This window comes from Clostridium sp. FP1, from assembly GCF_011065975.2.
Classification (GTDB): Bacteria; Bacillota; Clostridia; order Clostridiales; family Clostridiaceae; genus Clostridium_AD; species Clostridium_AD tagluense.
Window position 1 is genome coordinate 4275016 of sequence record NZ_JAAMNJ020000001.1, and the last position, 13574, is coordinate 4288589.

At 31.4% G+C, this 13574-nt stretch carries 13 protein-coding genes; all 13 read right to left on the bottom strand.

The window, feature by feature from the left end; genetic code table 11:
* The gene (locus tag G9F70_RS20460; protein WP_224617711.1) at nt 1-177 is read right to left on the bottom strand and encodes a hypothetical protein; all 177 of its coding nucleotides are present in this window, start codon (nt 175-177) and stop codon (nt 1-3) included.
* Between the two features lie 16 nt (nt 178-193).
* Entirely contained in the window at nt 194-1387 is a 1194-nt protein-coding gene (locus G9F70_RS20465) for an ATP-grasp domain-containing protein (protein WP_164945519.1), read from the bottom strand.
* Nucleotides 1388-1403: 16 nt separating this feature from the next.
* A complete protein-coding gene (locus G9F70_RS20470) occupies nt 1404-2822 on the bottom strand; it encodes a PIG-L family deacetylase (RefSeq protein WP_164945520.1) in 1419 nt (472 codons plus the stop codon).
* Nucleotides 2823-2857: 35 nt separating this feature from the next.
* On the bottom strand, nt 2858-3982 hold the full coding sequence (locus G9F70_RS20475) for a glycosyltransferase family 1 protein (RefSeq protein ID WP_164945521.1): 1125 nt from the start codon (nt 3980-3982) through the stop codon (nt 2858-2860).
* A 100-nt stretch (nt 3983-4082) separates the two neighbouring features.
* A complete protein-coding gene (tagD, locus tag G9F70_RS20480) occupies nt 4083-4493 on the bottom strand; it encodes a glycerol-3-phosphate cytidylyltransferase (protein ID WP_164945522.1) in 411 nt (136 codons plus the stop codon).
* 10 nt (nt 4494-4503) lie between these two features.
* The gene (locus tag G9F70_RS20485; protein ID WP_202882630.1) at nt 4504-5685 is read right to left on the bottom strand and encodes a CDP-glycerol glycerophosphotransferase family protein; all 1182 of its coding nucleotides are present in this window, start codon (nt 5683-5685) and stop codon (nt 4504-4506) included.
* 211 nt (nt 5686-5896) lie between these two features.
* Complete coding sequence (locus G9F70_RS20490; protein ID WP_164945523.1) at nt 5897-6859, bottom strand: NAD-dependent epimerase/dehydratase family protein; 963 nt, start codon at nt 6857-6859, stop codon at nt 5897-5899.
* A 91-nt stretch (nt 6860-6950) separates the two neighbouring features.
* On the bottom strand, nt 6951-8117 hold the full coding sequence (locus G9F70_RS20495) for a glycosyltransferase family 4 protein (RefSeq protein WP_164945524.1): 1167 nt from the start codon (nt 8115-8117) through the stop codon (nt 6951-6953).
* Nucleotides 8118-8171: 54 nt separating this feature from the next.
* Entirely contained in the window at nt 8172-9062 is an 891-nt protein-coding gene (locus G9F70_RS20500; protein ID WP_164945525.1) for an SDR family oxidoreductase, read from the bottom strand.
* 182 nt (nt 9063-9244) lie between these two features.
* Nucleotides 9245-9808, bottom strand: coding sequence for a NeuD/PglB/VioB family sugar acetyltransferase (locus tag G9F70_RS20505; RefSeq protein ID WP_164945526.1), 564 nt, complete (start codon nt 9806-9808; stop codon nt 9245-9247).
* Between the two features lie 23 nt (nt 9809-9831).
* Nucleotides 9832-10461, bottom strand: a complete 630-nt coding sequence (locus G9F70_RS20510) for a sugar transferase (protein ID WP_164945527.1) — start codon at nt 10459-10461, stop codon at nt 9832-9834.
* A gap of 21 nt (nt 10462-10482) precedes the next feature.
* On the bottom strand, nt 10483-12384 hold the full coding sequence (locus tag G9F70_RS20515) for a nucleoside-diphosphate sugar epimerase/dehydratase (RefSeq protein ID WP_224617712.1): 1902 nt from the start codon (nt 12382-12384) through the stop codon (nt 10483-10485).
* A gap of 453 nt (nt 12385-12837) precedes the next feature.
* A complete protein-coding gene (locus G9F70_RS20520; RefSeq protein ID WP_164945529.1) occupies nt 12838-13554 on the bottom strand; it encodes a CpsD/CapB family tyrosine-protein kinase in 717 nt (238 codons plus the stop codon).
* Between the last annotated feature and the right edge of the window lie 20 nt (nt 13555-13574).

The following is a 13574-nucleotide window of genomic DNA, read 5'->3' on the forward strand; positions in this document are numbered from 1 at the left end:
TTAATATAAAATAGCTTCTTCCCATACACCTAAAGTCGTAACTCTCTCTTCCATTGATTGGCTTAATTCACCTTCCTCGATTAATAGCAAACATAAACTTTCATAGCATTTATTTAAAACAGCCCCACGATTATAAGTTGGAGTAAACACAGTAAGCAATATATTTCTTTCTTTCATTTCCATAATAACCTCACTATTCTGCTTTTTTTCTTTGCTCTTTTCCTTTATGCATTGATTGCTTAATATAATATAAAATTCTATTCCAAAATGGCTTCATATCCCGTTTATCGAACAACATAAAACAATTCGTTTTATGTAAATCTGCTAGCCAATTTTTAAAACCTAAATGTCCATATATAACATGGCGAAAATCTGTAACTTCTGTCATTACATATCCTGCCTTATCAGCATATTTTTTAAAATTTGGTATCCTCAAACCTGCAGCATCTAGACACCAAATATATGGATAATACATTTCTTGAAACACAGAACAATGTCCATTTCCACTATTTCGGAAATTAATTTCATTCAAGTAGATTTTACCTTTTACATTAAATAATTCGATATCATATGTCCCTCTAAAACCAATGTAACGTAGCACTTCTACTATTTTTATACATTCATTTCTTATTCCTTGATCTATTACGAAGCTTGAATAACAATTTGTTCCACCACTAACTGGCCATTCTCGAATAATACGTAGTGGGCATAAAATAATCTCATTGGAATTCATCATTATACATCCAAATAAATCCAATTCATAATCTTTATTAATATATTCTTGTGCAAAAATTCTTTTATAAGACTTGCTTTCTAATATTTTAATTGCATTTTCTAATTGATCTATATTTTTACAAATGACTATATCTCTTTTGTCCCCTTCTGAACTAACTTGAGGTTTTAATATACATGGAAAACTTATATCATTAGGTATCGAAAGTACTGGACTGATATTTATAACCCAACTTTTAGCCATCGGTATACCATAGTCTTGAGCTAATTTATATTGAATGTTTTTATCTTGTAGTTTATTTACTGCCCCCTGCATGCCATTAATGCTTGGTACAATAAATTTTTGTTTCAATTCATTGAGATTTTTATCAATAACTTCTTCTGCTAAATCAGAATATGGAATAATAATTGGCTTTTGCTTTTCTGAATTGAACTCTTGACGTAAAACCGTCATGATTCCATTTTCATCATCTAAAACAAGCCATGTCTCTTTCCAAAACTTTGACTTTGACGTATATCGTCTTTCTCCAGGTGATGTAATAATCCCATATGGCATAATTCCCTTTACTCCTAGACTTCTAGCAATTCCTATACCATTATGTTGTTCGCCACCAATAAGTATAATTTTATTCTCAATTGTGTTATTTATAGTCATAATTTTCCCTTTCTATTTAACCATTTTTATACACTCTTTTGAGTTTTCTGTTTATTCTTGCTACTAAAAGCAATGTCTTGAAGTAATTAATTTTAATCATTTCTGCTATTCTACTAGATGGTAAGCTGATTCCCTTACCGGTTTCATATTTATTGGCTAAGAAAAACAAATTAGGTTTTTTTCTATTTGAAAATATTTCGACTTCAGTAAAACCTGGTTTTTCTCCTACATATTTTATAATCTTAACTGAAATTTTTGTTATATTTTTTTGCTGTGGAAATAAAATTATTGTTTCTGCTCCACTGTTTATTAACTTACCGGTTCTCATTTTATATCCGTTGTAAAAATCGATTTCTGCATCAATTATATTACATGATAAATCAAAATTTTCATATAAAGATATGCTTTGTACAATTTTCGGTTCATCAAATAAAAATGTAATAGTTTTATTTTCATCTTTTTCATCAGGTATCCAAATGCAATTATCAAAAATATTTACATTTTCCCTTTTTGTATATACATTAGAACAGTCTATCAGCTTAAAATCATTCAAGTATTTTGCATTGCCAGAGCTAACATTAATACTTGCGTGATAGGTTAAACTATCAGTTCTGCGTAACCAATATATTGCATCATCATTACATATTCTATCTATGGTAAATCTAACCATTTGCGACTTCTGTTTGCAAGCAGCTTTATATATTATGTTGTTTCTTATTAAAGGCGTTTTTGCTTCTGCGGGCACTTCGAATCTAATACGACTATCCCACTTGTAAGACGGAACATCAAGTTCATAATTCTGATCAAGCTTTTTAAAAGGTAAAATAGTAGGTTTGAAAGGCTGATCATAATAATCTTTAGGCCCTTCCCAAACTCCTGCATATGCAAATTTTTTCATAACAAAAGGCTTAAAATCATTTCTTTCTTTTAGTAAATCTCCAATTATTTCTTCAAACATAAGAGATGTGGCTCTATGGTCCCAGTGCCAATCAAAATCAACACAAATAATTACTGTAGGCATAATATCAAGTATTACATCTCTCATATCACGCTTATAATTATTTCGGTTGTATTTACTATGAATACCAGACTTCATAAATCTATACTCCGGATGTTTAGGTAAGCCATAGGTTTCGTGTTTACCCGCGATGGAAACCAATGATTCATCTCCTTCGGCATTATATAAGTGAGTTTTACCCTTCCATGTGTCGCCATATCCTAAAAAGTGTATATTTTCTTCCGATACACCAAGAACATCTAGAGATGAAATACATTCTTTAAGTCGAGTAAGAGCTTCATACGGGTGGTAATCTCCATTTGTAGTGTACAATACATCAACACATATATTTTCTTTTGTTAGCTTATATATCATTGAACCCGCAACATTAATTTCATCGTCTTGATGTGGAACAATAATTAAAACATTTTGCTTCATTAAATCCTCCATTTTTAAGTACCATCTGAATCTATCTATTTAACTGCTAACCTCTTATAGTTCTTAAGGTAAAATTTTTGTAACCATTCTGCATTCTTAGAAATATCATACCCCGACTTAATAATCTCTACTTGTGTATTTTGCCTTTTTACATTCCCACTTTCTATTATTTCTTCTGCCCAGTTCTCTATAGGATCGTTCAAATTTATACATTTAACCAAACCAGTAATACTTACTTCTTTTGGAATTGTATCGGATATAACACAAGGCAGTCCACTCGCTTGTGCCTCGATGGTCACTAAACCCAAACCCTCATATAAAGATGGAAATACGAAAACATCTATCGCTTGTAATAAATCTGCTACATCATTGCGCAATCCAAGAAATTCAACACTGTTAGTTAATTTTAACTTTACCACCTTTTCTTTGATTCTTTCCTGCTCACTTCCAGTTCCAATCAGAACCAACGTGGCATTTGGGTTGTTCTTATGCACTTCATTAAATACATCAATAAGAAAAGTATGGTTTTTTACAGGGTGAAATCGGCCTACATGACCAATAACAAATCTATTATCTAAATTTAATAATTTTCGTATTTCAAGTCGCTTCTGCTCGCTGAATAAATATTTTGATGAATCAACAGGGTTTTTAATGATGTTTATTTTCCCTAAATTAAAATAGGTCTCTCCAAAAAGATAAATACCTGCATCTTTACTACATGCAAAATAATCAGTTGTAACTAACTTTAAAAAAGGGCGAAGTGCTGAGCGAATTTTCCCATTAATTCCACTCTCAGACTTTGATCCGTGACAGTGAGCAATCCGAACTGGTATCATGTTTTTCTTTGCATAAAACAAAGGAATCACACTTTTACTTGTTGTATGTGAGTGAACAATTCTATATTCTTTATGCTCTTTAAAAAAGTCACTGATCCCCTTGCAATAAACCCAAGGCTTTTTTTTGGTTAAAAGAGGGATTCTATAAATCTTCCCTCCTAATTTTAATATTTCCTCCTCATAGTCGCAGTGATTTGAATTAGTCAATAAAAAATCAAACTGTATTTTGTTTCTATCGATCTTTCGATAATAATTCATTATCATCGTTTCGGTGCCACCGCAATCCATACTATGAAGAATATTTAACACTCTTATTGATTTCATTTTTCCTCCCAAATCGTTGCTATAACAACTAAGTCTTCCTTAATGAATAACTTAATTCAGATAAAATTTGAATCATTTTCTCCAAACAACTCTTTATACTTTACCCATTTCTTTTCTCACTATTTAGCTGTAAATCTTCCTTTATCTTTGTTGTAGAAATCTCCGGTGTACGTTCCAAGTATACAACTTGACAATAATCATTTAGAAAATCAAATTTGCCTTTCCAATCATCACCCATAACAAAATTATCAATTTTATATTCTTGAACATCTGATACTTTTTGTTCCCAATTATTCTCTGGTATTACCAAATCAACATATCTAATTGCTTCTAATAATTTTTTTCTTTCTTCGTAGGTAAAATATGTGGTTTTGCCTTTTTCTATGCTATTAAATTCATCTGATGATAATACTACAATTAAATAATCTCCTAAAGCCTTCGCTCTTCTTAGCAAATTAATGTGTCCATAATGTAACAAATCAAAAGTACCATATGTAATTACCCTTTTCATACTAAATCCCTCAATTCTTTTTAATTTTTTCAAAAATAGTATCTAAAGAAGTTTTAGTGGCATTTCCATAACTTTCAACATATTTACTCCTAAAACTTCTAACCTTTTCTAACGCTTTATCATAATTCAAACTGTTAATCAAAAGCAATAACTCTTCTTCATTGAGCGAACTCCCAAGTAGTTCCTTCCGTATATCAAAGTACATTCCACGTTTCTCCTCATACTCATTATAATCATATGTATAACAAAACATAGGTCTATCTAAAATTGAATAATCAAAGAAAATACTTGAATAATCCGAAATCAACATGTCAGATGCTAACATTAAGTCATTTAACACTGGATAATCTGATACATTATACACAAACCCATCGTCTGTTTTAACATTTAGTACTTTTGCTACCTCATAATGGGCACGAAGTAAAATCACATATCCGTCCCCAATTTTCTTTCTCCATCTATCAAAATCAATAGGTGGTGCTATAACACAATTGAACTGCTCGTCTCTTTCATATTCCCTAAATGTGGGTGCATACAATACTACCTTTTTATCTAAGGGTAATCCGATTTTCCGCATCATCGCTTGCTTTGTTTCCACTGTTCGATCTGCTAAAATATCATTTCTAGGCAAACCACAAATCAAAAAATTCTCTCTATTTATACTAAACACCCTTGAAAATATGTCAGCTTCATATTTGCTTTGGGATGTCATTACATCAACATCCCATTTTCTCTTCATTCCAAATGACTTATTTGTATTAACTATATCTTCTCCCATCTTTTTAATAGGTGTACCATGCCAAGTGTTAAAATAAAAAGTACTTTTCCCTTTGAAGTTTAATCCTCTCTCAACTGCTGAATTAGTTACCCAGCAACGTGCTTTTAAGGCAGTAATGTAATACTTATATGAGTCTGTCTTGATTATTCGTCCTCTCGGGATTTTAAATGCTTGAGTATTTTGAAAAGCCCAAACAAAATCATAACCATTAAAACGATTATCTTTTATCATATCTTCGTATATATCTTTTGGACTGTCATCAAACTTCTTGCCCCCAAAACTGATAAAAAGGACCAAATTATCCTCTGATTTAACAAAGAGTTTAAGAATATTTACAGCGAACGAGCCAATCCAATAATAAATCTTATATAATGGTTTGAAATACTTCACGATTATCATCAAATGTTTTTTCAAAATATTACACCCCTAAGTATATTTTCTCCATATCTTTTTTACGATTCTTCTATTAAATTCTATGATTTTGTTTTTATTACATTGTCCATATTTTCTTTTAAAATTACCTTTCAATTTTTTTTATTGGCGTCATCTTCAAACTCATCAACATCATTAGGTTCAAGTAACTATTCGCCCTTACCACTTTAATTATATTTGTGTTTCCTTTTATTTAAGGCAAACTATTTGTAGTAACCGCAGCTTCTTTTTCTGCCTCATATACCTCCATATAATACCTGCAAGTCTCCTTCAATCCATCTTCTAAACTATATTCATTCTTCCAATTTAAAAACTTATACGCTTTTTCATTTTTCAAATTACTATCTCTTATGTCCCCATATCTTTCTTTTTCATGAATAGCTTCTAATTTACTATTAAATATTTCTTTCATTACCTTAAAAAGTTCAATAACTGTAACTGGTTTCTGTGTACTTATATTTAAAATTTCATTATCTCCACCGCTAAGTGCTAGTAAATTAGCTCTAGCTATATCTTTAACATATATAAAATCTCTAGTTTGGTTACCATCTCCAAAGATTATTGGAAATTTATTATTTAAAAATTTATCAATAGATATAGAAACTACTCCACCTTCACCTTTAGGATCTTGCCTTATCCCGTATACATTTGCATATCTAAATATTGTGTACTTAATATTATAAAGATCTGCATAAGTTTTTATATAATGTTCTGGTGTATGTTTTGATATTCCATAAAAAGATATGGGCTCAACTGGATGATTTTCATCTACTGGTAAATACTTAGGATCTCCATACACCGCCGCAGAAGATGGATATACTATTTTTTCAACTCCAAATTTTCTACAACATTCTAATACATTTATAGTTCCTTTGATATTAATTTCTGAATCTAAAGCTGGTTTTTTTATGGAAGTTTGTATATCAATTTGAGCTGCATTATGTATAACTACATCTGGCTGTTCTTTAGAAAATATAACACTAAGCTCGTCTACATCTAATATGTCACATTTATAAAATCCAGCGCTACTATGTACATTTTCTCTTTTACCTTGTGAAAGATTATCAACAACTATCACACTATGACCTTGTTTTATAAGTAAATCGACTACGTTAGATCCTATAAACCCTGCTCCACCAGTTATTAATACTTTCATTTTACCCCCACTTTCTTACTACCTAATGTCCTATCCTATCAGTATTATTTTCACATTATGAATCTTCTCACTAAATTACACTTTCAAAATACTACACTTCAAAATATATTTTCTCCATATCTTCTTTTACATTATCTATATCAAATTTCACAATACATTCTTTGTTATATTTACCCATATTTTTATTTAAAGTTGGGTTTCGAATAATTTCATCAATAGCTCCAGCAAATCCATCAATGTCATCTGGTTCTATTATGTATCCACCCTTACCATTTTCAATTAAATCAATGTTTCCCCTTATATTTGAACAGGCTACTTCAAGTCCCGAAGCCATTGCCTCCATTAAAGCCACGGATAAACCCTCTCTATATGAAGGAAAAACAAATACGTCTGAAGTCTTACTAATCTCTGCTATATCTGTACGATAACCCAATAAATTAACTTGTTTCTCTAAACATAATTTTTTTATTAAGTCCTTCAAATAGTTTTTCAATGTTCCTTGTCCACATATCAAATAATAAACATTTGGATTATTTAGCTTTGCTATAGCCTTAATCACCGTTTCATGATTCTTATTTTTATTAAGCTCTCCTACCGAAAGTATTACAAAAGCGTCTTTAGGCACCCTCAATTCTCTACGCTTAGCCAATTTATCAACAATCACTTCACTAATTTTTTTGGTATCAATTCCAACGCCAGGAATGTACTCAACTTTACCTGCTTTAAATGACTTCTTAGCCCTCGCATAATCTTCTTTATTGATTGTAATAAGTACATCAGTACATCTCGCTAACCAACGTTCAATCGGATAATAAAGTAACCAGTTTTTCAATGGAGCCCCTTTGTAAAAATGAAATCCGTGAGCGGTATAGATAACCTTCGTTCCCGTTTTGCGGGCTTTACGAGCTGCTAATCTTACTATCATAGCTGCAACTGGTGTGTGACAATGAATGATTTCAAAATAGTTACTGTTTATAAGTTTTTTAATATCTTTATAAGCAAAGAAATTGGCTTTAGAAAATGGATTTCTATTAAAATTTATTTCATTGACAACAATATTCTTTTCTTGTAATCCAAATTTGTATTCTTTTACTCTTTTTTGAGATGTATTATTCCCCACATAAAAATTAGCAGCAACAGAGACATTATAGGATTTTTGTAATATTCCTATACCATTCATACAAAATTGATCCAATGTTGATGCAACCGTGGTCACTACCAGAGCTTTTTTACAATAATCTGCTTTATAGTTATTCATTTAAATACAGCTCCTATCAGAAACAATTTCTGTAACTATTTTTACTTCTTAGTTTTATTTTTGTAAGTATTCTTCTACTTCCATTATTATCCCATCTTCAAACATAATTGGGTTATATTTTAAATCATTAGTTGCATCATCATGAGAATAGCTCCGGTTTTCATCCATTCTTTGAACTTTTTCAATATAATCAATTTTGCCAAGAGTTATAACCTTGAGGATTTTTGCCATAAATATGCCTAAGCTCAAAGGGACACTAACAAAAATAGTCGTTTTATTAAGTGCATGACTTATCAACTTAAATACATCAATCATCATAATTGGCTTATCTCCAGAAAGATTGTAAGCTTTCCCCGCTATGTCATTTGGTGACATCAACGCAATAAAAAATGTTTTACCCAAATCTCTAGCATTAACAGGTTGTATCAAACTAGTGCCTCTATTTATGACAGGCATAATTCGAAGCTTATCAAGCATTTTTATAAACTTACTCATATTACTGTCGCACAAATCTCCATATATCATACTAGGTCTTAGTATTGTAATGCTCGTCTGACAGCGACTGTCTCTTGTCAATTCTAAAACTTTTCCCTCTATCTCCTTGTATTTTTGGGAAGCATTCTTGAAATTGGAGTAGATTCCGGTGGTATGTACTAATATAGCTCTTTTTACATTATTATCAATAGCAGCTTGTACAATCATTGGAGAATGGTGAATATTATAAATATGCATAACAGTATCCACCCCAACCATAGCTTTATCAATGAATTCTTGGTCATTTAAATTTCCAAGAACCTTATCTATCTTAAGTCCACTACTATCGATTATTGATGTGTCAGATGTCTCTCTAACAATGCAGCGAATAGATCCCTCATACTTATTTTTGATAAGTTCTTGCAGGAAATATCTGCCGCTATGGCCTGTAATTCCTGTAACTAATAACATCTTTTCACCCCTCATACTCACTTCGCCCTAACCATTCAATCATAAAAATTGAATATCTCCATCATCGTCTTATTCTTTAGTATGTACACCATTTCACTTTTTCTTCTTGGCTTGAATTAACAAATAATACATACCACGTTTCTTGCTTTCCTAGATTCAACTGCAATCGCTCCTTTATTTGTTTAAATCACCATTCCATCATGCAATACAAATTTATCTTGCAACATAACTCCCGGTTTAACGCAACCTCCAGCGCCAATATAAGATAATTTCCCTATCCTACACCCACTCCTAACAATCGCTCCACTACACACATGAACTCCATCATAAACCACGCTATCATGATCAACGCAGCTATTGATATTAACAATACACCCTCTCCCAATGCTAGCATCCGTATTAATTACAGCTCCAGCGAGTATCACACTACCCTCGCCTATATGGCTATACTTACTAACGGTGGCTTTAGGATGAATAATCACTGGAACTTTGTATCCTGACTTTAATAGCTTTTCCATTAAAACCATTCTTTTCTCATTGTCACCTATACATACAATAGCATAATCATACTTGTCTGTAAATTGCTCATATTCCTCCAATTTACCAACAATCCTATGATTCAGGACCATATTTACATCTATTCTATCGTCTAGAAATACAATATTTCCCCATAGGCCCATAAGTTCTACAGTTTCAGCCACCACTCTACCATGTCCACCAGCTCCAATTATTAACAAATCACCCATCTAAAATCACCTCAGATCTATACTTAAATATCTTTTGATTCGCTCTTTAGATGTGCAGCATCAAGATGATGTCCACCACCTTGATGCTGCACACCATCAAGAATCCCCTCTGCTCTTAAAACCTTAAAAACCGTTCTAAATACTATTCTTACATCTAGCCACAAACATTTATTATTTAAATAATCCCTATCATGCTGCGTTTTTTCATAATCATCATTATTATCTCGTCCATTAATTTGAGCCCACCCTGTAACTCCTGGGAGTAATTTATGAACTCCTGCCTTTGTTCTAAGTTCCTTAAGTTCATACTGATTATATAGTGCAGGTCTTGGTCCTACAAAAGTCATATCACCTTTAAGAATATTGATTATTTGTGGGAGCTCGTCAAGGCTAGTTTTTCTTAAAATTTTTCCAGTTGTAGTTATGTAACTTTTTGAACTATCAAGTTTGTCTGTTGCTACATTAGGAGTTCCAATTTTCATTGTCCTAAACTTATAAAATTTAAATAATTCATTATTTCTACCAATTCTCACCTGAGTAAAGAATACCGGTCCTTTTGAATTCAACTTTATTATTACTCCTATAATTAAAAATAACGGTGATAAAATTACTAATAATACAAAACTAAATATGATGTTCAAAAATTTACTCATAATATGCTCCCCCTAATTTTTTTACTCTTGCATCTTTGTAATCGCGCTTTCATCCATATTTCTCTTGTAGGTTGGAACTATTTCTTCTATTTTCTTAATTAATAAGCCTACATCATCTTCCTCAATAACCACCGCGAGTTCCCTCATTTTCTTTTTCATTTCTGCCAAATCACTAAAGGTGGGCCTTCCAACAAATATCTTCTCATGTTTAGTATTAGCAAGTCCTTCTTCACTCATCATAAGCTCTTCATAAAGTTTTTCTCCTGGGCGAAGTCCTGTAATTTCAATTTTAATATCCTTATTAGGAACAAATCCCGAAAGCTTTATTAAATCCCAGGCTAAATCGTATATCTTTACAGGTTGTCCCATATCCAACACGAATATTTCTCCACCCTGGGCATATGCACCGGATTGAAGCACTAGTTGTGCTGCCTCTGGTATTGTCATAAAGAACCTTGTTATATATTTATTAGTAAGTGTAATTGGTCCACCACGCTCTATTTGTTTTTTAAATAGCGGGATAACAGAGCCATTACTTCCTAAAACATTACCAAATCTCACTGCTACAAAGTGTGTTTCACTTATCTTATCCATGGATTGTATAATCATTTCACACATTCTTTTAGTTGCACCCATTACATTTGTAGGGTTTACTGCTTTATCTGTAGAAATCATGACGAATCTTTCTACATTAAATTTATGTGCATACTCTGCTACATTATAAGTACCAAACACATTGTTTTTTATGGCTTCCATGGGACTTTCTTCCATTAGCGGAACATGTTTATGTGCTGCTGCATGGAAAACTATATTTGGTGAATACTTTTCAAATACACTTTTTAATCTAGCTTTATCTCTAACAGATCCTATTAATACTTTTAAATCTAATTTTGGGTATTTATACTTAAGTTCCATTTGCAGATCATAAGCATTGTTTTCATATATATCGAATATAATTAATTGTTTAGGCTCGAATTTCAAAATTTGACGACACAATTCAGAACCAATTGACCCACCGCCACCTGTTACTAATATGGTTTTATTTTGAATATAACTTGCAATGCCTGCCATATCTAGCTGAACTGGGCTGCGTCCAAGGAGATCTTCAATCTCTACTTTTCTAATTTGATTTAAAGAAACTTTACCATTTATTATTTCATACATACCAGGAATAATTTCTATTTCACAATTTGTTTTTTTACATATTTCTAAAATTTGTTTTTTATCCATCTCATCAATAGTAGGTATAGCTATAAGTATAGTTTCTATGGATCTTTCTTTCACTATGGCAGGTATGTCTCTCCTACTTCCAAGGACCTTTACCCCCATAATGTTTTTTCCTTTTTTATAAGCTTCATCATCAATTACAGCTACAGGCATATATTTACTTTGGCTACTACTTTTCATTTCTTTTATAACCATAGCAGCTGCCGCCCCAGCACCAATTATCATTACTCTTGCTTTGGGGATTTTGCTTGCATTGCAATTTACAATGCTTTCAAATCTACCGTAAATTCTAAAGGACATTCTAAGCCCAACTATAAAAATAATTGAAAAAGCACAAGCTATTATACTTACTCCATAGGCAAAGCTATGTCCAATTATTCTAATAAAGGCTATAGTAGATAAATTAGAAACAAGACAAGCACCGATAACCAACATAAACTCATCTATGCTGGCATAGCTCCAAAGGCTTTCATAAAGCTTAAAGATATAAAAACAGGCTATATATATAACTGTTACAATTAATGCTATCTCTTTATAGTCAGTGGAATAGAACTTAAAGTTCGTATAATTATATCTGAAATAAATAGCTAATATGTAGGCTAAATTTATTAGTACTGCATCACTTAGTATTAATATTGGTTTTTTCCATTTCCCTAAATTTTTCATTTTATATACCTCTTTTTTTAAATTCTTCATAGTTATCGAACTTAATTATACAGCTTTAGCAATTTTACGGCAAATTTTTCGTTTGGCGATTTAGTCCGTTAATAAACATTTACTCCAATATACGTCAACTTCCTTATTATTTTACACTTTAAGAATTATTTTTTTAAATTTATTAACCTTTAAAGTGTTATATATCAATACTTCACCCTTATACATTTATCGTCATAATATAAATTTTTTTTTATACTTATATTACTTGATATGCAATAAACTACTATGATTTTATTCCACTTATTTTAACTAATTCAAAATTTTATTCAATAAATGAATTTAATGCTTTTGATAAATTTAGTTTTGTTTTTACTAGATAATTATGTGTCTCCCAATATTTATAATTTTTTTAGATGAATAATCTTAAACAAAATAAAAAACCATAATTTTTTATCCTCCTTTAGATAAAAATTATGATTTAAAATAATTTTATTATTTTGCTTTCTTTCTATTTTTGCCTTCTTTGCTAGTTCCACCGTACTCATATTGATAGTGATAGTAGCCTTTCTTTTTTGAATCCACTTTATTAAGTACTGTCCCCAATATTTTTGCATTAACCTTTTCAAGGAGTCCTTTAGATTTAATTGCTGAATCACGTTCTGCCTCGCCTGAAGATATAACTAAAAGGCAGCCATCCGTATACTGGGCTAGAATTTGTGCATCTGTAACCAATACTATTGGAGGAGTATCTAAAATTATAAAGTCATAGGTTTTCTTTAACTGCTCAATAAAATTTTTCATTTTTGCAGAGCCTAAAAGTTCTGCCGGGTTTGGAGGCCTTGTGCCTGAAGATAAAACATGGAGATTGGGCTGCTCAGTTTCATGGACACCTATGTTTATGTCTACTTCATTATCACTTACCAAAATGTTAGATAAGCCATTTTCGTTAGAAAATCCAAAAACCTTATGTACCTGTGGCTTTCTTTGATCACAATCTATTAATATAGTTTTATTTCCACCTTGAGCCATGACCATGGCTAAATTTGAAGAAGTTGTAGTTTTTCCCTCTCCTGGTCCTGAACTAGTTATTAGTATGGTTTTAATCTTTTTATCAAAAGATGAAAACTGAATATTAGTCCTAAGGGTTCTATAAGACTCTGACATAGGCGAAGTAGGTTCTTTAAATGTTATTAAATCTAAACCTTTCATTTGATGCACTACCTTTGCTA